Source organism: Xanthobacter sp. NM-59 (genome assembly GCF_021401125.1).
Taxonomy (GTDB): Bacteria; Pseudomonadota; Alphaproteobacteria; order Rhizobiales; family Xanthobacteraceae; genus Xanthobacter.
The window spans coordinates 1,082,464-1,100,218 of sequence record NZ_JACBFQ010000001.1 but is presented as its reverse complement, the minus strand read 5'-3'; the positions used below and the strand labels follow the sequence as shown (position 1 = coordinate 1,100,218).

Genomic DNA, 17,755 nt, shown 5'->3' with positions numbered 1-17,755 from the left:
ACGGCTGCACGGTGCGTCCGCGATTGCCGCGTGTCGGTGACGGCATGAAGGCCCAGGGACGGCAGGTGCGGCGGCCTCGATGAAGCGGTTCCTCGGCGAACTGTCGTGTCGTGCATGTCTGGCGGGCGCTGGTGGTGTAAACGGCTCCGTTTTTTGGATCTTCATGAATAGGGAGCCTCCGTTTCGTCTTTACAGAAATCGAGCGCCAAAAGAGACGGAATAACAATGCGTTATGAATGGTCCACGTGGCTAAGCGCGATTGGGGGCGTGTCGGCCTCGGTCTTGGTGCTCCAAGCGCGCCAGCAAGGCGGCGAGGCCACGGTCTGGTTCAGCGGCGGGGTGGCCGTCGCGGACGATGGTGCCCCGGCCGGGATAGAAATTCCATTCGTCGATTTTGAGCTGATAGGCGGTCTTGCGCTCGAAACAGATGTCGAGGGCGTTTAGGCGATGGATGGCATGAACCATCCGGGGCGGGTCATCGGGCAGCGGAGCGTCGCTGGGGAAAATGCTTCTGCTCATCTTGGTTTTCTCCTCCTGCTGCCGAGGTGGTGGCAGAGCGCACCGGGGCATGGGTGATCTGGGGCAGATGGTCAGGGGAGAGGGAGAGGACGGCAGGGCGATCGTCATCGCAGGGGGGTATTGCGAATATGGTGCGCGACGCCGCGCGTGAGTAGTGCTGACCTGCGTCTCGTTTGCCGGGGGCGCCCTCGCGCCGTGCTGCTGGGCAAAACAAAAGCCTCCGCGCCGGGTTGAACGGCAGCGGAGGCTGTCAGAGTCCGATTTGTCGAAGGTCTCAGGTGTTCGTGGGTGGCCCGAAAGGTCCCCATGGTCCGGGATTGAATGTGGGCTCAGGTGGGAGTTCGTCCCGGCTGCGGCCCAGCAGCGCCAGCAAGGCGTCGATGCCCCGTTCGGGCAGCAGGCCATAGCCGTGCCGAACGATCCGGCCACCGGTGAGGTAGAACGTCAGATCCTTTATTTTGAACACCTCCATGTCGTCATCCATTGTGAAGGGGATGTTGAAGATCTCCAACATCTCGATGAAATCTCCCGTGGGGTCGTGTCCGCCGATCCAATCAGCGGGGAGGGCTTGGTTCTGCATGGTGATGTCTTTCCGTGTGTGGGAGGCTGGGGCGTCAATTGTCTGGCCGTGTCGTGCTGGCGGCATGGAAGGCGCACTCACCCGGCGCCGCTGGGCAAAGCATCCAGCCAATTGCGCGCCTCATCCATGGTGATGAGGGTGCGCCGGCCCACCTTCTTGATGCGGAGCTTGCCGCACTCGATTTCCTTGTAGGCCAAGGTGCGGCCGATGCCGGCCCACTTGCAGAACTCAAGAATGGAAAGGGCGCCATGCCCGTCTGCCTGTGCCATCGTGATCTCCGTTGATGTGGCACTGGCCCATATAGAAGCGGCTTTTCCGCCGACTCATCGCAGGCGGACAAAAATTGGCGCGCCCGGTTCTGACGAAGCAGGCGATTACGCTCCCGCTGGGCTGCACCTGCTTGGGCGTGCAGCAGGAGCGGAGGCGGGCGTGGCGCGAATTCTGCGATCAGCGATAGTTGTTGGTATTTTAGTAGTGCTCTTTGCGGGCGAGGCCACCGCGCAGCAAGGCGTGACCTACGGCCGCTGGGCCGACAATCCGGCAGGGTGCGGCGACGCCCAGCATAGCGGCGTCGTGAACTTCGAAGGGTTCGTCTTCAACAAGCTCGCCTGCCGCACGAAGACGACACGGACCTTCTATGGCGGCGAGGAGCGGGTGATGACCTGCGACATTGGCGAGACCAAAGGCAGCGAGGGGCTTCTCACGTTCGTCCGCACGTCCGACGCCACCCTGGAACTGGAAATGCACATCTTTGCCCCGGCGGCGCCGATCAACGGCCGGATCGCGCTTTTCGCGTGTCCGGCCCGCTGAGGCGGTGGGCGGGCATCATTTTCGCGGGAGCAACCCTGCCTTTTCGCTCTACCTGCGAAACCCGGAAGCACCGACCGAAAATGACGTGGCACGGGGATATCATCCCCGCATCCGCTTCCCGTCCGACGAGGAACATTCATGAGCATGATCGCTGTTGTCTTGATGCTTGCTGGTGCTCTTGTCCTCGGCTTGTTCCTGGCAGGTGCAGCCATGGGAGAGGCGCTGATGGCCGGAGATCGTCACCGTTGAAGGGGCCAGGCTCTCTCAACAGGTGAGAGCCAAAAATGACTCGGATTATTTCGCAGCATTCACTGTCGAATTGCATGCACGAGCGCTGTTCTCAAATACCACTGCGACTGCGCCAACAGGGGCGCCGGGCGCCTTGCTCGCGGCCAGCTGCCCAATCACACTTTTTGCGTGCGCAGGCGCCGGAAATCATCCTGCTACGCCCAAGATTGACGTAGGTGTGTGGTAACCGTTCCGACCCACGCGATAACAGGGGGGCGGAACATGCGCGCGACAGGACGATGGCGGGGTGGGCGGACGGACGCGGTGGCGGTTGCCGCTGCCCAGCTCTGAGGCCCGCTCATGCGTGTACGCATTCATCGCGGGACGAAGGAGATCGGCGGGACGGCGGTGGAGCTGGAGGCCGAGGGGCAGCGCCTGCTGCTCGATTGCGGCCTTCCGCTCGATGCCGAACCCGATGTTCCTGTCGTGCTGCCGGAGGTGGCGGGTCTCGCCGCGCCTGATCCCTCCCTGCTTGGGGTCGTGCTCTCCCACGGCCACCGCGACCATTGGGGGCTACTCGGCCACGCGACCGGGGCCCCTCCGGTCTATATGGGGGCGGGAACCGAGCGCATCCTCGCCGCTTCGTCCTTCTTCATCAAGGACGTGCCGGCGCTGCAGGCGGCGGCCCATCTTGAGGATGGCCGGCCGCTCGCGCTCGGTCCCTTCACCGTCACGCCCCATCTGGTGGACCATTCCGCCTTCGACGCTTATGCACTCACGGTGGAAGCCGGCGGGCGGCGGCTGTTCTATTCCGGGGACATCCGCAGCCACGGCCGCAAGGGCGCCCTGTTCGACCGGCTGGTGAATTGCCCGCCCAAGGACATCCACGTAATGCTCATGGAGGGCTCCAGCCTCGGCCGGCTCGATGAAGGGGCGCGCTTTCCCACCGAGGCCGAGATCGAGACGGAGCTGACCCAGGTCATCGGCCGTACGCCCGGCATGGTGCTGGCGGCGGCCTCGGCGCAGAACATCGACCGGGTGGTGACGATCTTCCGCGCCGCCAAGCGCAACGGGCGCACCCTGATGGTGGACCTCTATGCGGCTGAGATGCTGCACGCCACCGGGAAGGACACCATCCCGCAAACCTCCTGGCCTGAGGTGGCGCTGTTCACGCCCTGGCACCAGCGGGTGAAGGTGAAGAAGGCCGAGCGCTTTGACCTGATCGAGCGCCATAAGGCCGACCGGGTGTTCCCGGAGGACCTCGCCGCGCACCCGGAGCGCTATGTCGTGCTGTTTCGGGGAAGCCTGCTCGATGACCTCGTGAAGGCTCAGTGCCTGGTGAGCGCCCACGCCGTCTGGTCGCAATGGGCGGGCTATCTGAAGGATGAGAAGACGGCCGCGCTCCTTGCGGCACTGAAGGCGCAGGGCATCGGCTTCGAGGTCATCCACACCTCGGGCCATGCGGCCATCCCCGATCTGAAACGGCTTGCCGGCGCCATCGCGCCGCAGACCCTGGTGCCGATCCACACCTTCGAGGCGGACCGGTTCCCGTCCTTGTTCGACAATGTCGTCGTGCGGCGCGATGGCGAATGGTGGGAGGTGTGAATGGCTGAGTTTTGGCACGGGATCACAGATCAGGGCATGGAAGCCCTCGCGGAACTGGCGGCCCAGCCCGGCTGGTGGCAGGATGTGCTCCGCGACCCGAGCCTTGTCATCGGCGTCCGGAACCAATATCTGAATGTTTACTGGAATGGACAGTCTATATTTAAAGTAAAAATTGGAAAAAATGGACGTATTTCCGTAAGTACGCATCCTAAATACATACTCAATCCGGATTTGAAGGCGCAGATCAGCCTTGACGGGGCCACAGGTGCGTTCCAGTTCGATCCGGATGTCCTCCTTACTCGGAAATATGTTCCCGGCGTATCGCTGGAGAAATTGAAGAGAGCAGCCAAGCGCTATGCGGGCAAGGAGAAACAGGGCGTGCAGCAGATTGCTGAAGCCAATCCGAACCTGATCGATGTTGAGATCGCTTTCCGGGAGAAGATTGATAGCAGTCGGGTGCCGCGCATTGATTTTGCGACGTTTGAGGATGGCGGCTCCGGCATCGAGTTGGCATTCTGGGAGGCCAAGCGCTTTGGCAATTCCGATTTGTCGGATGATGAAAGCAGCGGCGTGATCGCGCAAATCCGCGGATACGAGACATTTTTGAATGATCAGCGCGGCGTTGTCGTCAAAAGCTATCAGGTCGTTGCCAATAACCTCGCCCGCATCTCGACGATGAGCGGGGGCACGCGGCGGCTCTCGCCTCTTATCCAACGTGTGGCTGATGGAGAGGCGCTGCACCTCACTCGGCCCGTGGATGTGCACCTTGTGGTCTTTGGCTATACCGCGAAACAAAAGAAAGAGATGCTGGACCCCTTGCTGGAACGTATAGGCCGGCACCTTGGGTCAAATCGCTGCCTCGCGCGGGGGGATGCCGCTGGTCTGCAGTTGAAGCTGTAGCTCAGCCCTGGCCTTCCTGTGTCGCCGCGAGCGCGCGCATGAGCTGCTCGGCATCCGCCCCGGCCCGGTGCCGGGGCGGCGCGGCTTCCAGCGCGGCCATGGCGCTCTCACGGTGCGCGTCGGGCAGGCTGAGCAGAAGGGCCGACCAATTGCCGAGGGCAAAGCTCGGCTTCAGGCTGCTGACGCTGAACAGGGTGCGCAACCAATAGGCATCATAGGGGCCGCCGTCGCACCAGACGAGGCCACTACCCAGCTTTTCATTGAGCAGAGCCGCGACATCCTGCGGGGCCATGCCGGCCGAAAGCTCGCTCATGGCGATACCGTGCACCCGTCGTGACGCCAAGCTCCAATGGCCGAAGCTGCGCCAATCGTCGGTGGGCCGGATCAGGGTGGACCAGACCGTGATGGGAGCGTCCTTCCGAGGCCACACCGCGAGGCCCACCTCGATGGGATAGCTACCCTCCTCCAGGGAACTCGCCTCGAAGTCGATGATGCGCACGGGCCAGGAAAGGGTCATGTCGTTCGCCATCCTCGTCGATCTCGTGGTTTTTTGACGGCATGTCTGCGGGCCTGAGCTGGAGCTCGTGGAGCATGCGCACGGACCTCTCTTTACAGAAGTCCCTGAGAACGCTTGTCTCTTTCCAATGTGTTACGGAGGCCAAAATCGGCCGGAAGCTCAAGATGAACTGGAGCGGGCGGGCCGCTCCGATGCCTTGAACCTCGCGTCACCAGAATGGGCACCGAAGCCGAAGTGGGTCCGCTCGCGTGGGGAGCAGTCAGACGGTTGGGTCTTCCCTGGCTGGGTCCAAAGTTAGTGGAATCTGCAACTTAGCGACGTAGTGCGGGTCTCGCTGAAAACGCGTCGCTCCAGCCGGAAGCGAGAATTTCCGCAGAATCTGGCTCTGGTAATATGGCGTCACAAGCTGTGGGTCGGCGAAGACTGTGAAGAGGCCGGATGGCTGGTTATAGTTCACTCGCCCCCGAGGCCAGTCGGTCCAGCCACCTTCCAGTTTATACATTGCCTTACGGCTATCCCACTCCTTGTGGTGGGCAAATTTTTCCACCCAATTCTCACCGGCCTGCTCAGCTTCGGGCCAAGGCGTCGATTGAGACAGGAATTCAAATTTTCCGACGACCTTGGTGACCCAAAAGATGGCTACTTGCGGTACGCCCGCTTTGCGAAGGGCGGCCCGGCGGAGCGCCTTTTCCTGGAACTTGGCAATGAAGTCATGCGCGGCCTTTTCTTCGTCGGGCGTCATCGGGCGTCGCGTGAAGGTCATTTGACGGCCTTTCTCTGAAAGAGCGTTAGCAGGTGGGCGATGCGCCGGAGCTGGCGGGCTGGCCCGAGACCTTGAATTTCGCGCCGCTGTAATGGGCATCGAAGGCGAAACGGGTCCGCTTGGGTGGCAGGCGGAAAGCTTGGAGGATCGCTGCGCGGAAGCCGTCGCCGGCCAGCTGTCGGTCGATATAGGCGGTGAAGACTTCATCGCGCACATGATAGACGACGCGCCCGCGCGGCCAGTCTTCATATTCGCCCATGAGCTTCAGCTTCTTCCGCAGCCTCGGCCAGAAATCGTAATGGGCCATCGCCTCGGTTTTGAAGTCGCCATAGTCCTCCGCCTCCGGCCACGGTGTGCGGCAGGTGAAAAGCTCGGGGCGGCCCGCCTGCATCACGAACCAGAAGATGCCAACGCAGGGAACCGCATCGGCGGAGTGGGAAGGGGCAGAGCCGATGCCAGTCTGTTGCTTCGAGGTCATCATGAAGGGCTCCCGCGCGGTCGCGAGTAAGGGTGGAATGCGGCGCACAGGGCACCGTGAGGCGCGGGGCTATTTCTTGATGTCGACGCGGGTGGCCACAGCAGAGGGGGCAGCATGACGGGGAACCCGCGACGCTTCACTTCGCCGCCGTCCCGGGGCTGCCCGCCGGGCAGAAATGATAGGTCGTGGGATCACCGGCCCCGGATGCTGCCGTGTCGTTATCCCGCGTCCTCACGATCAACATATCGGGAGGCTGCGGCGTGAGCTCATAGATGCGCGGTGAGAACTCGCCTTCGCTCTCGCACTCCATCTTCAGGATATAGGAGGCGGAAAGGGGCTGCACCGACCGGATCCTGCAGTGATTTTCGTATTGGTGCAGTTCCGTCTTGTCGATGTAGAGGTGATCCATCCCGTCGGGATCGCCGCAGCCCCCATATTCACCAAAGGAATAAAGACCGGGCCGGATCTGCGCCAACGGCCCCTTCTGCGCAAAAGCCGGGCTGATGAAGCCGATGGCCAGCACAGCCAGGGCCGGAAGAGCGAAGGCCATGGGTCGTGCGATCGTCGGATGCGCTGCCATTCTGGGACCTCTGTGATGTTGCGGAACGTGTCGGTGCCCCTGCAAAGAGCAAAAGGGCATCTCTGCATTTACGATGCTTGCTCAGCGTGAGGAGCAACGGCTTCAGCAGAAGACTTTCTGTCTTCGTCACTGCCCGACGCGGTGACGACGCGAGCGGGATGCTCCTCACACAACGCAGAAGATGAAGTTCCGGGGGGCGGTCGCCGGTCGCGGCGATGCCATGCACTACCGGGACTTCACGGTGGCGCAAAACCCCTTATTGAAGGCAGAGTAAGTGGGGATTTTCTTGGTCTCGCAAACTTTAAGGCAGAGTCCATCAAAATCCTGGCGATTGCGAACCGTGAAGATGTTATCCAGCGCGCTCAATCCCCGCTGCGTCGACATGGACATATCGCTGGTGTCGGTGCAGTCGGTGAGGTTCTTGCACGCGTCCAGAGCCTGCCGATGCAGCCACCTGCACTCTTTGTCGGTCCATCTTTCCACGTCCGGGACGACGATCTGCGCCGACACGCTTGCTGGGAGCAACGAGGAGAACAGTGCAAGCGCGATCAGGGAAAGACGCTTTGGAAAACCCGACATTGTGACCTCGTCCTGTTCGATGCCGTTACGCCCTCAGGGCGCACCCTGCATTCACGTTGCTCGCTCAGTTTGTGACAGCAAGCTGCGCAGACGTTCCGGCCGCACCGCCTCCACATGGTCACGCCAGGGGGCCAGGAAATGCGCCAGCTCCATGAGACCGCCGGCCTCTAAGGTTACCTGAAGGCGCCCGTCTTCCAGCTCCTGCATCTCCTGCGTCGGGTGGAAGGCGGTGTTGCGGGCCTCGGCGGCAGCGGCGGGAGCGAACAGCAGCTCGATGCGCTCCGGCTCTTCCTGGAAGAAGCCGAAGGAGCGATCGGCATAGGCCCGAAGGTCGAAGCCTTCCGGCCGGCGGCCGGGCTCGGCCAGCTCGGTGACATGGTCGATGCGGTCGAGGCGCAGCAGATGGGGCTTCGGCCGGTCAAGAAAACCCGAGACGATATAGTGGCGCGTGCCCAGGATGAGACCGAACGGCACGAGGCGATAGAGGTGAGGCTCTTCCTCCCCGATCTTGCGGTAGCGGACCTCCACCGCGCGCTCGGCCAGAAGGGCGTGGCGGAGGGTCTTCAGCACCTCGGGCCGGCAGAGCTGCGCGGGGCCGGGCACATGGGCCCACACCTCCGTGCTCAGATGGGCCTCGATATCCGGGTCAAGGCGCAACGCCTCCTTTGGCAGCAGGGCCGCGCCGATCTTCCGCCGGAGGCTGTCGAGCAGGTCGGCCCGCGCGGGGTCACGGGCCCGCATGGCCTCTGCAAGGTTGCTGAGTTCCGCCAGTTCCTCCGCCGTGGGCATGGTGAGGAAGCTGAAGCCCTTGGGCAAAGGCAGGCGGTAGCGCACCTTCGGTCCATTCGACTCGTAGTCTGGCAGGCGCTCCAGTTCGCCGAAGGCTTCCTCCACCAGATCGCGCATGCGCTCGGCGGTGCGGCGGGACAGCTCATATTCCTGCTGGATGTCGTCGATGGTCCGGCCGCTGGTGTTCGCGGCAAGGTACAGCGCCAGGTCCAGGGCGACTTTCACCTTGCTGAAGCGGCTGTCCTCAGTGGGCTTCCTGTCCTTGCTTACCATGGAATGAATCCGCCCTTCCCGTTCCGCCTTCCACCCGCCCGTGCCGGACGTCGCAGCGCCGCAACTTGAGAGCGAGTGAGTGGAGGCACAATGCGGCATTTTATCTGAAATCTCGATTATCCGAAAAGTCGATTAACTCACCGATCCCCTCAAAATCCCATTGGGGATCGGAAGCTCGATGTGCCGCGTGACCTGCGCCAGCCCCGCTATGCCTGCCTGCGCCAATTGGTGATCGAGGCCCGCAAGACGGCCGGCCTCACCCAGGCGGCCGTGGCCGAGCGGCTGGGTCGTCCGCAATCCTATGTGGCCGACATCGAACGCAACGAGCGCCGCATCGACGTGATCGAGTTTCTCGCTTTGGCCGAAGCCATCGGCGTCGACCCCTTGGGCCTGCTCCGGCAGGTGCGCGACGTGCCGGCCGAGTGAGATGGCGTGGCGGCCGGGGCCGAGAAGGCGCGCTTATGGTGTCATCTGAAGGCGCATCCAAAAACGCGTGGGGCCCCCTTTGTCCACATAGATGCGTCCCGTGCGGCATTGGCCGCCGTGGTCCGTGAAGCTCACCTCATATCCGGTGAGGCCATCGCCATCCGTCTGCGGATCATAGTGATCGACGATCAGGCATTTGCCGGCAGGAAGGCTCGGAAAGTGCCGGGTCGAAACCGAAGTGGTGAGTGGCCCGCCGGTCTCGGGATCGGAAAGCTGCGCCGTGATGCCGGCTGAGGCGACCTCGATCCCGGTCAACGGCTCCGCCCCAGGATTGGCGAGGCAGACGGACATGCGCCGGTCATCCCCGTGCCGCCGCAGCCAAAGGGCCACCTGCTCGCCTCGGCCTGTCGGGCAGGGAATAAAGCTGCCGAGCGGCTCGGGGCTGCGCGGGAGGAACTCCACCGGCACACTGGAAATGGCGGGCACGAACGGGTTCCCTCGGCCGATGGCCTCGACGCTGGCAATGAGCAGGGTCGCGCCGGCTGCGTTGCAGGCCCGTTGCGCCGCCGCCAGGGCCGGACGCACCAGCCCGCCGTCATCCGTTTCGCAGAACTCACCGACGACAGTGACATCGCGCTGTGCGAGGTCGGCCGCGACGGCGGCTTTCTGCTCATCCAGCGCCGCCGCTGAGGCCACGGGCTCGCCGGGGCGTGTGCGGTAATAGACCACGATTTTCTTGGCGGACATGCGGGACATCCTGGAATCGGCGGAACGGTTGCTGCGATGGACGGGAGTACCTTCTGCCGTCCTGCTATGAAGCCAGCCCCCGTGCCTTCAGGTTGGACCGCAGCCCCTCGACCCCGCCGAGGTCCCGCACCACGATGCGCACGTCGAGGGGCCACGCCCGCGCCAGCTCCAGGGCGCGCAAGATGGCGTCGTTGATCCAGCGGTCGTCATTGCCGAAGGCCCCGCCGCCGAGCCGGGTCAGGTACACGCGTTGCGAACCGCCGCGCGCGAGGTTCTCCAGGGCGCAGAGCAAGGTCGCCTCATAGGCGGCCTCCAGCACCAGGCTCGCGAAAGTGGCCCACAGCGCCTTGGGCACGCTGCGTTGGTAGCTCACCGGCAGCGCCGAGCAGAAAGCCTGCGTCACGTTCTGGCCCGGCGTCTCGGGCTCATCCGTCACCTCCACATCGGCATGGACCCCGATCCGCAGCAGGCCACGTAGGGTGCCCAACCCTTCGGCGTCGAGACCCGCCACGGCCGCGTCGATGGCGGCAAGGCCGTCCTTCGTGCACAGGGCGTAGCCGTTGCGCATCTCCCACAGATCGCTCACGGGGCGGCCGGTCAGCGCGCCGAGCCGGGCGCCGAGGTCCGCCAAGCCGTCGAGCTGCCGGTCGCGGGTCTGGCCGATGCCGCCACCCACGGGGGCGAAATAGTTGCGGAAGATGGTAGCTGCGCCGGCTGCTATGGCGCAGGCTGGGCCCTGGGTGGGGTCACTCTCGTACTTGGCAACGCCACGCTCCGGGGTCACGTCGTAGCCCACCATCTCCAAGAGGTTGAACTGGGACGCCACCTGGAACAGCGCCCCGGCGTTCTCCTGCCGCCGATGCAACCGCCGGGCATCCGCGTGGATGAAGTCGACCTTCAGGCCGCCCGTGTCGCCCGGCACCCCAGCGCGGCGCCGCAGCTCGTCCAGCGACACCAGCTCCAAAGTGCCGATGCCGAAGGACCGGCCATTGGCACCCGAGTGCAGGCGTCCGTCCCGGACCTCCAGCCGGTCCTTTGTCTCGTGATAGCCGGCCTCTTCAAAGCCCGTCAGTCTGCCAAACCAGCTCATGCGTCCCCGCGATGTGGTGTGCGCCAGGGTGCGACCAACCCAATGGCAATCCGCATTTCTCTCGTGGGTTGAACTTATACACCGGCGCTACGTCAATTCCGGGCATAGGTCGAATGGTGCATGAGACGGCCTCCGGGACATGGGTAGCTTGTAGCCCATGGGCTACATTTTCGGCATGATCGAAATCCGACAGACCGCGACTTACGCGAGATGGTTCGTCGGGCTTCGGGACATGAGAGCGGACGAAGATCCTCGCGCGCATCGAGCACCTCACCATCGGCGATGCAGGCAACGCGGCGCCGGTGGGCGAAGGCGTCAGCGAGATGCGCATCCATTATGGGCCGGGCTATCGGGTCTATTTCGTCCAGCGGGACAAGGTGCTGGTGATCCTGCTGTATCGCGGGAACAAAGGCATCCAATCCCAAGATATAGACGCAGCGAAGGTGCTGGCGCGCGAGACGAAGGATTGAAGCGATGGCCATCAAAACCACTTACTGGGACGTGGCCAAACACCTCGACAGCGACGAGAGTATTGTCGTGTTTCTGGAGGTTGTGCTCGAAGAAGACGATTCCGTGTTGCTCACCGCCGCGCTGGGCGACATCGCCCGCGCCAAGGGCATGACCGAGCTGGCCCGGAGGCGGGCCTCTCGCTGGAGAGCCTCTACCGGGCGCTGAGCGCGGAGGGGAACCCCGAGTTGGCCACCATTATGAAGGTGATCGGCGCCCTGGGCCTTCACCTGACCGTGGCACCGAACCAGGCAGCCTGAAGAGGAGTGCTCGCCTGACTTGCGGAGGCACACTGCGTCCGACATCCTGGCCGAGTACCAGATGCCAAGACATGGTGCATCATCGCGCTCCGAGTGGAAGAAGCGGCACCTCTGTCGGTGACGACGCCGCGTAAGTCTGCGTGTCATCCCTTCTTTGGCGCCAATTCCCTCACATTGCTCTCCGGTACGATCCCAAGCTTCGGAAAGGCCGCCCGGATGGTGTCGGCAACGTAGGACGGCGCGAGATGGGCATAGTGCTTCTCGGTGATGCGCGTATCAGCAGCGCGCCGCGTACCAATGAACGAAGCGCCTCTGGGCACGCGTTCAGCAGTCGTGCGCATTCGGCGCCACTGAGGTAGCGGATCGCCTTCCACCTGACCGGCGGCGAGGCCGGCGATAGCCCGCTCTTCAAGCTGCTGCTGGATCTTGGACCCGATGTCAGGCCGCGTGCCGTCCTCGCCGGCAAGGGCTAGAACGCCAAGGCCAACCGGGCGCGGGCCCGAGCGCGCGGCATCGCGCCCGCCATCCCGTTCAAATCCAACACGAAGGACCGCCCAGCTTTCTCGCCCGAAGGCGCTCTATAAGAGCCGAGCCCGCATCACGCAGTGCTTCGGCAGGCTCAAGCGCTTCAAGCGCGTCGCCCTGCGCTGCGGGAAGACGGAGCGCGGCTTCCCCGCAATCCTCGCCCTCGCTTTCAGCTTCATCCTTATCAAATCCGCCCACACCGCCTAACTTCAGGTGGAGGATAGTTTAATTGCCCGTATGGAGTGCGTCGTTGTACGAGAGTGCTTTCGGCCCGAAAGAACACCGATGATCCACCAAGACTTCGACTATGCGCAGTTCAAAGGCGCTGTGCTGCTGGTTGGCAGCGGCATGTCGGCCGACAAGGAAAGCAATTTGCCTAATGGCAAATTGGTAAGCGACGGGCTTATCCAGCGCTTGGTACGTCCGCCTATGGCCACGGCAGACCAAAGCCTCGGCCTTACGACCGGCGCCAGAGCGACCATCGAGAGGATCGCTCTTGATGCTCCTTTTGAGGTCGTTCTGCAGCACTATCCAGACATACTATTTTGTCAGGATGCCCTTCGGCAAACCTACTCACAAGGCCGGTGGAACCGCTATCATCTTGCGGTGAAAGAGGCAGTTGACGCTGGACACTTCGCTCACATCATCACGACGAATTACGACACGCTCTTCGAACACGCTGGTATCGCCGCAACTCCGGTCATCGATAAACCTCAGCGTGACACAATAGACCTTGCCCGCGAGAGAGCCTTATTCAAGATCCACGGCTGTGTCAGCCAGCCATCATCGCTCGTCTTCCGCCTCTCCCAGGAGGGTATGCTCCCCAAGTGGAAACAAAATTTCCTGATGGAGCTCATCCGTGGCCGCGACCTTGTAGTGGTGGGCTACTCGGGCCGTGATTTCGATATCTGTCCGGTCCTCTTCAGGTCTCCCTATACACGCATGGTGTGGCTGTTCGGTCGAGCCGACCCGCTCCAAGAGCTGAGCTATGCCAGCCATAATCTACGCTACGTCCATCAGCATCCTCAGGACTTTCCAAACGTCTTTGCAAGCGGCGGCGGGTTCGACAGGATGTTTTCGGCGCTCCTTGTTGGCAAATCGAGATTCGAGGCCGATTGGTCAGAACCGAAGCTCGTAGCGTCGCTTTTCGCCGCTGAGGCCGCCAAGCAGGATGCCTTCAACCTCTGGCGAGCCGAGTTCCTGCATTCCATCGCATGTCCCGTAGGGACCGCTGCTGCACTCGCGCAGTTAACCCCGGTAGCGTCACAGAGCCTGCAGGCGCTTGATCTACGCGCTAGCATGCTCGAGCGTGTCGGTTCGTATCGCAAGTCGATTGACGTCGTTCGGACGATCAGCGCCCGCCGGGACCGGACGGAGAACCCAGACGATTGGCTTCGAGATCATTTTGTCGAAGCAGGCAGACACTATACGTCCGGCAATATCGTCGGGCTGTTACGGGTCAGACGACGGCATGCCCGTGCAGCGGATACACTGGTAGAGGATCGCATAGCATTCGATACCCACGTGCACGACGCTCAATGTGCATATCTAGACATGCTCGTAGCGAAGGCCCTTCGACAGCTTCCGGTGATCGGTAAAGTCGTGAGGAGAATCATCGGGGAAAACCTCGATCCCGACAGGATGAGCGTCGCAGCAAAAGTCCGTTACAGCCGGGGAGAATGGCAGGATCTCCATCTCATACGGACGGCCGCTGACGATCTCAAAGTGCAACTTCAGATAGGAAGTGCGACTGACAATGCTGCCGATATCGATCGCCTGCTACCATTGCTCGACAGTTTTTCCCAGCTGAACAATATTGTTGGGCGGGTCGCTGCCTACAGAAGAGTTTATGACAAGGATCAACTAACCTGCCAAGAGCTGTTGGAGGCGTTGGCCGCATTCGGCCATTATGGCGAGTTCTGGAAGGCCTTTCGATCGTTCGGAACTCTATTGAGCGATCGGGTCTACTGGAGCTACCGCTCCCTGTGCATCTACTCGTATCGAGGTTGCGAATATTCCGCCCTGCTTAAGCTGCGGTCATCCATCGCCCTGCGTGCAGCGCTTGTCAGAATGGATCTGGCACGCAGGGGTAGCGTAAGCAACAGGCCTTGACATGCGCTCTGCCATCGCCAGGGCGGCCACTGCTGATAGACTTATTGATCAGCCCGCTCAGGTGTTACGCTTCGCTGTTGCCTTCCGCCGGAACGACCGGCTTCGGATCGCCTGGCTTCTGAGCCAGGAAGGTCGCCCACGCCTCCATCAACTGACGCCGTTTTTCGAGAGCATCCGCACGCCGGTAGGCGCGCTCCACGGCGTCACCCACGGTGTGGGCCAGCGCCGCCTCCGCGACCTCCCGTGGAAAGGGCGTCTCCTCGCCCGCCCAATCTCGAAAAGACGAACGGAAACCGTGCACCGTGTCCTCGATCTTGAGACGCCGCAGCAGCATGTCCAGCGCCATCACCGACAGAGCCTTGCCCGGCTTTCCTCCGGGAAAGATGAAGGCGTCGCCTTCAGGGTGCTCCTGAAGCTCCTTCGCGCGCCGCAGCACATCCAGGGCTGATTCGGAGAGGGGCACACGGTGCGCCCGCCCGGCTTTCATGCGGTGTGCCGGAACCGACCAGACCCTGGTGTCGAGATCAATCTCCGACCAGACGGCCTCTCGGATTTCCCCGGAGCGCGCGGCGGTCAGGATCAGGAACTCAAGCGCAAGGCTCGATGAACCCGAGAGGGCGTGCAATCGCGTCATGAAGGCGGGCACCGCCGAATAGGCCATAGCGGCGTGGTGACCGCGCTGGAGCTTCTGGCGTTTGGGCAGGAGGCTGTCGAGATGGCCACGCCAACGGGCGGGATTTTCGCCCGACCGATCGCCCTTGGCCTTGGCCGCATCCAGGACGCGCTCAATGCGCCCGCGCAGCCGGGAGGCCGTTTCGCTCTTCGTGGTCCAGATGGGCTTCAGCACCGAGAGCACATCCTCGGTGGTGATCTCGGCAACCGACTTGGACCGCAGCGGCGCCGCATACTCCGTCAGGGTCATACGCCACTGTTCGAGGTGCTTGGCATTTCGGAAGCCGGGCGCGATGTCGTTCACCAGGGCGTCCGCTGCCTCGCCGAAGGTGGGAATGACCCGCTCGCTCCGCTTCAGATGCAAGGGATTGATGCCCTCCGCCAGCTTCGCCCTGGCCGCATCTGCCAATTCCCGCGCCCGTGCGAGGGAGACATCGCGTGCCGAGCCGAGCCCCATTTCCAGCTGCCGGCCCTCCCATCGAAACAGGAAGATCCACCGCCGGCCGCCATTGCTGGAGATAGACAGGTAGAGATTGCCTCCATCGGCATGGCGTCCGGGTGTGGTGAGGGTCGCCACAGTGCGTGCATTCAGTCGCTTGGTCTCGCGTCCCATCCGCCACCCTACTGCCCCAGCATCTGCCCCAGCGCCGGGCCGGGATTGTAGCGGACGACGCGGAACGCCGACAAACGCCAAGCGCTATAATCCACTGACGCTCATATATTTTCTAAATGTTGGCGGGAGTGGGCGGATGTCTGCGACATGAAGTAGGTCGGACTCCGTCTCCGCCATTCTATCTGCCTTATACAATTGACCTTTAAGGACTTTCCGCTCCCTTGAAGAGTGGTGTGCCCCTGCTGTGACTGCGGATTCCAGCGGGCTTGGGCGAACGGAGGCGGGCGTCAGCCGGGGTGAATTTGTAGGGCCTCTTTCGATGCTCTCGAATTTGAGGGGCGTACGTGATGGCGACCCCATCGCCGAAGCCCGCTGGAATCCGGAGCCGCCGCGTGCCCGCGGGGGGCGTGGTTTCCGGCGTCTCTCCTGCCGAGGCTTGCCTGCGGAGCTTCTCAGGCTGCGCGACGGCGGACCGCGTCGCCCATGGGGCCTGCGGCCAGGTTGGCGGTGAGGCGGCGCAGCAGCCATGCCGTTTGCTCGAGATGGTCCATGGCCTGCCACAGCATCTGCCACTGCGCGGGCGCCACATTGGGCGCGCGGGCCATCAGCTCCTCACGCATCTTGCGCAGGACATCGGACCGCTCGGCGGTGAGGGCGCGGATCATGTCGACTGAATCCTCGTCGAAACTCTCCAGCTCCGCGATGACCGAGGTGAGCATGGCGTGGGTCGCCTCCGCGAGGTTGGCGGCGGTCGGCACCACCTCGGGGATCTTGGCGAGATCCGCCAGGGTCTTGGCCATGGAGCCAAGGGCGGCATGCAGCCCATGGACATATTGGTTGCAGTTCCAAAGGCCCATCAGCGCGTCCTGCTCGGCGGGCGCGCCGGGATTCTGCAGGGCCCGCTTCAGGAACGCGTCGATGTCCCGGGCTAGCTCGTCGCCGGCCTGCCGCAGATCCTTGGGGGAGGCGTTGGCGGCGTTGGCGGTGGTTTCATCGTCGTCCGCGGTGGCGCCGGGATTGTTCCGCACCTGGTCGAGGAAGTGGGGCAGGCGGCGCACCAGGCGGCGCTGCTCCTGCTCGGCCAGGGTCACGGCCGTCACCGACTGGCTTTCCGCATAGCCGGTGATGAACATGGGCTTGCTCAGGTTCTCCGTGGCGGTCGGCGGGCTCCAGCGCTCGATGAGGGCAAACAGCGGGCCGTTGAAGGCGGAGGCCGCCACCGCCGAGACGATCTGGAACAGCCAGTGCACCGCCGTCACCTGCAGCGCGGCATCCGCCGTCAGATCGGTGACGAAGGCGCGGATGAGGGGGATACCCGTATAGTGCTCGATGGTGAGCAGCGGCAGCAGGATGGCCGTGCCCACCAGCTTGAGCACGAGCTGGTAAAGATTGAGCTGGCGCGCCGTGCCCTTCAGGCTCGACCCCTGCGCCAGGGTCATGATGCCGGAACCAAGATTGGCGCCCACCACGATGAGGAAGGTTTGGTCGATGGCGAGCACGCCGGCCGCCGCCAGCGCCACCACGATCACCGAAACCGTCTGCCCCTGCACCACGGCCGCGAGCGCGGTGCCGGCGATGAAGCCCCAGAAATAGAACTGGTCGGCGAAGGACAGGACCGCCTTGAGCGTTTCGGAGTCGCGCAGCGAGCTGGAAGCGTCGGTGGTCAGCTGCACGCCATAAAGCAGTAGGAACAGGCCCAGCATGGCCGCGACGAAGTTGCGGTAGCGCGCATCACGGTCATAGCCCAGCAGATAGGCAAAGCCGATCACCGCGATGCCGCTCATGATGACGAGGTCGATGTCGAACGACGCCAGCAGCAGCCGCAGGGTCGAGCCCGCATAGGACCAGGTGACGATGGGCATGGCATTGCGCACCGTGGCCGCCCCGGCCGAGACCAGGCCGATGACGATGAACGTCACCGCATTGGTGCTCTGGATGGTTGCCCCCGCGAGCACGCCCACCAGCGAGGCACGGAGCGGATGGCCCGTTGCCCGCGCGACGAGGCGCTGGAAGCCCGGACCCACCACCTGCTTCATGTTGGCGGTGAGAAATTGCGTGCCGATGAAAATGAAGCCGAGACCGGCGAGCAGCCCGATAAGGACAGACATGCAAATGCTCCGCGGCGGAAACTCACAGGTGTCGCGACGCGGACCGGCCTGACCGCGCCCCAACGCGCCCCTGG

General features: G+C 63.2%; 19 protein-coding genes and 1 pseudogene. 7 read left to right on the top strand and 13 right to left on the bottom strand.

Going from position 1 to position 17,755, the window contains the following annotated elements:
* Positions 1–249: 249 nt before the first annotated feature.
* From L0966_RS05090 to L0966_RS05080, 3 genes are all read right to left on the bottom strand, one after another.
* Positions 250–519: a hypothetical protein gene (locus tag L0966_RS05090; RefSeq protein ID WP_234050723.1), complete on the bottom strand. Its 270-nt coding sequence runs from the start codon at positions 517–519 to the stop codon at positions 250–252.
* Positions 520–793: 274 nt separating this feature from the next.
* Complete coding sequence (locus L0966_RS05085) at positions 794–1,099, bottom strand: hypothetical protein (protein WP_234050722.1); 306 nt, start codon at positions 1,097–1,099, stop codon at positions 794–796.
* A 77-nt stretch (positions 1,100–1,176) separates the two neighbouring features.
* Entirely contained in the window at positions 1,177–1,368 is a 192-nt protein-coding gene (locus tag L0966_RS05080) for a DNA-binding protein (protein WP_234050721.1), read from the bottom strand.
* A gap of 1 nt (position 1,369) precedes the next feature.
* On the opposite strand from L0966_RS05080, the gene L0966_RS05075 reads away from it, so the two are divergent.
* From L0966_RS05075 to L0966_RS05065, 3 genes are all read left to right on the top strand, one after another.
* Positions 1,370–1,909, top strand: coding sequence for a hypothetical protein (locus tag L0966_RS05075; RefSeq protein ID WP_234050720.1), 540 nt, complete (start codon positions 1,370–1,372; stop codon positions 1,907–1,909).
* A 588-nt stretch (positions 1,910–2,497) separates the two neighbouring features.
* Positions 2,498–3,742, top strand: coding sequence for an MBL fold metallo-hydrolase (locus L0966_RS05070; RefSeq protein WP_234050719.1), 1,245 nt, complete (start codon positions 2,498–2,500; stop codon positions 3,740–3,742).
* Entirely contained in the window at positions 3,743–4,642 is a 900-nt protein-coding gene (locus L0966_RS05065; RefSeq protein ID WP_234050718.1) for a hypothetical protein, read from the top strand.
* Between the two features lies 1 nt (position 4,643).
* Here the strand turns inward: L0966_RS05065 and L0966_RS05060 are convergent, their stop codons facing one another.
* From L0966_RS05060 to L0966_RS05035, 6 genes are all read right to left on the bottom strand, one after another.
* Positions 4,644–5,159, bottom strand: coding sequence for a hypothetical protein (locus L0966_RS05060; RefSeq protein WP_234050717.1), 516 nt, complete (start codon positions 5,157–5,159; stop codon positions 4,644–4,646).
* A 259-nt stretch (positions 5,160–5,418) separates the two neighbouring features.
* Positions 5,419–5,922: a hypothetical protein gene (locus tag L0966_RS05055; RefSeq protein WP_234050716.1), complete on the bottom strand. Its 504-nt coding sequence runs from the start codon at positions 5,920–5,922 to the stop codon at positions 5,419–5,421.
* Positions 5,923–5,947: 25 nt separating this feature from the next.
* Entirely contained in the window at positions 5,948–6,403 is a 456-nt protein-coding gene (locus L0966_RS05050) for a hypothetical protein (RefSeq protein WP_234050715.1), read from the bottom strand.
* A 133-nt stretch (positions 6,404–6,536) separates the two neighbouring features.
* Positions 6,537–6,950 carry a hypothetical protein gene (locus L0966_RS05045; protein WP_234050714.1) on the bottom strand — a complete coding sequence of 138 codons (414 nt, stop codon included), beginning with the start codon at positions 6,948–6,950 and terminating at the stop codon, positions 6,537–6,539.
* 255 nt (positions 6,951–7,205) lie between these two features.
* Positions 7,206–7,559 carry a hypothetical protein gene (locus tag L0966_RS05040; protein WP_234050713.1) on the bottom strand — a complete coding sequence of 118 codons (354 nt, stop codon included), beginning with the start codon at positions 7,557–7,559 and terminating at the stop codon, positions 7,206–7,208.
* A 51-nt stretch (positions 7,560–7,610) separates the two neighbouring features.
* Positions 7,611–8,621 (bottom strand): YafY family protein, encoded by a 1,011-nt coding sequence (locus L0966_RS05035; RefSeq protein ID WP_234050712.1) that lies wholly within the window; start codon positions 8,619–8,621, stop codon positions 7,611–7,613.
* A gap of 180 nt (positions 8,622–8,801) precedes the next feature.
* Here L0966_RS05035 and L0966_RS05030 point away from each other — a divergent pair, with 180 nt between their 5' ends.
* Entirely contained in the window at positions 8,802–9,047 is a 246-nt protein-coding gene (locus L0966_RS05030; protein WP_234050711.1) for a helix-turn-helix transcriptional regulator, read from the top strand.
* 33 nt (positions 9,048–9,080) lie between these two features.
* On the opposite strand, the gene L0966_RS05025 is transcribed toward L0966_RS05030, so the two are convergent.
* Positions 9,081–9,794 carry a hypothetical protein gene (locus L0966_RS05025; protein WP_234050710.1) on the bottom strand — a complete coding sequence of 238 codons (714 nt, stop codon included), beginning with the start codon at positions 9,792–9,794 and terminating at the stop codon, positions 9,081–9,083.
* A 64-nt stretch (positions 9,795–9,858) separates the two neighbouring features.
* A complete protein-coding gene (locus tag L0966_RS05020; protein ID WP_234050709.1) occupies positions 9,859–10,884 on the bottom strand; it encodes a hypothetical protein in 1,026 nt (341 codons plus the stop codon).
* Positions 10,885–11,132: 248 nt separating this feature from the next.
* Between L0966_RS05020 and L0966_RS05015 the strand changes: the two genes are divergently transcribed.
* From L0966_RS05015 to L0966_RS05005, 3 genes and pseudogenes are all read left to right on the top strand, one after another.
* Positions 11,133–11,354, top strand: coding sequence for a type II toxin-antitoxin system RelE/ParE family toxin (locus L0966_RS05015; protein WP_370640638.1), 222 nt, complete (start codon positions 11,133–11,135; stop codon positions 11,352–11,354).
* Between the two features lie 4 nt (positions 11,355–11,358).
* Positions 11,359–11,651 (top strand): annotated as a pseudogene (locus L0966_RS05010) (addiction module antidote protein).
* A gap of 810 nt (positions 11,652–12,461) precedes the next feature.
* Entirely contained in the window at positions 12,462–14,288 is a 1,827-nt protein-coding gene (locus L0966_RS05005; protein WP_234050708.1) for an SIR2 family protein, read from the top strand.
* 64 nt (positions 14,289–14,352) lie between these two features.
* Here L0966_RS05005 and L0966_RS05000 read toward each other — a convergent pair whose 3' ends face one another.
* Positions 14,353–15,573, bottom strand: coding sequence for a site-specific integrase (locus L0966_RS05000; protein ID WP_234050707.1), 1,221 nt, complete (start codon positions 15,571–15,573; stop codon positions 14,353–14,355).
* 452 nt (positions 15,574–16,025) lie between these two features.
* Positions 16,026–17,681, bottom strand: a complete 1,656-nt coding sequence (locus L0966_RS04995) for a Na/Pi symporter (RefSeq protein ID WP_234050706.1) — start codon at positions 17,679–17,681, stop codon at positions 16,026–16,028.
* Positions 17,682–17,755 lie beyond the last annotated feature (74 nt).

Excerpts from the sequence above, each read along its gene's own strand:
- L0966_RS05090 (WP_234050723.1), bottom strand. The coding sequence starts at position 519 with ATGAGCAGAAGCATTTTCCCCAGCGACGCTCCGCTGCCCGATGACCCG.
- L0966_RS05085 (WP_234050722.1), bottom strand. The coding sequence starts at position 1,099 with ATGCAGAACCAAGCCCTCCCCGCTGATTGGATCGGCGGACACGACCCC.
- L0966_RS05080 (WP_234050721.1), bottom strand. The coding sequence starts at position 1,368 with ATGGCACAGGCAGACGGGCATGGCGCCCTTTCCATTCTTGAGTTCTGC.
- L0966_RS05070 (WP_234050719.1), top strand. The coding sequence starts at position 2,498 with ATGCGTGTACGCATTCATCGCGGGACGAAGGAGATCGGCGGGACGGCG.
- L0966_RS05065 (WP_234050718.1), top strand. The coding sequence starts at position 3,743 with ATGGCTGAGTTTTGGCACGGGATCACAGATCAGGGCATGGAAGCCCTC.
- L0966_RS05060 (WP_234050717.1), bottom strand. The coding sequence starts at position 5,159 with ATGACCCTTTCCTGGCCCGTGCGCATCATCGACTTCGAGGCGAGTTCC.
- L0966_RS05055 (WP_234050716.1), bottom strand. The coding sequence starts at position 5,922 with ATGACCTTCACGCGACGCCCGATGACGCCCGACGAAGAAAAGGCCGCG.
- L0966_RS05050 (WP_234050715.1), bottom strand. The coding sequence starts at position 6,403 with ATGATGACCTCGAAGCAACAGACTGGCATCGGCTCTGCCCCTTCCCAC.
- L0966_RS05045 (WP_234050714.1), bottom strand. The coding sequence starts at position 6,950 with ATGGCCTTCGCTCTTCCGGCCCTGGCTGTGCTGGCCATCGGCTTCATC.
- L0966_RS05040 (WP_234050713.1), bottom strand. The coding sequence starts at position 7,559 with ATGTCGGGTTTTCCAAAGCGTCTTTCCCTGATCGCGCTTGCACTGTTC.
- L0966_RS05035 (WP_234050712.1), bottom strand. The coding sequence starts at position 8,621 with ATGGTAAGCAAGGACAGGAAGCCCACTGAGGACAGCCGCTTCAGCAAG.
- L0966_RS05025 (WP_234050710.1), bottom strand. The coding sequence starts at position 9,794 with ATGTCCGCCAAGAAAATCGTGGTCTATTACCGCACACGCCCCGGCGAG.
- L0966_RS05020 (WP_234050709.1), bottom strand. The coding sequence starts at position 10,884 with ATGAGCTGGTTTGGCAGACTGACGGGCTTTGAAGAGGCCGGCTATCAC.
- L0966_RS05005 (WP_234050708.1), top strand. The coding sequence starts at position 12,462 with ATGATCCACCAAGACTTCGACTATGCGCAGTTCAAAGGCGCTGTGCTG.
- L0966_RS05000 (WP_234050707.1), bottom strand. The coding sequence starts at position 15,573 with ATGGGACGCGAGACCAAGCGACTGAATGCACGCACTGTGGCGACCCTC.
- L0966_RS04995 (WP_234050706.1), bottom strand. The coding sequence starts at position 17,681 with ATGTCTGTCCTTATCGGGCTGCTCGCCGGTCTCGGCTTCATTTTCATC.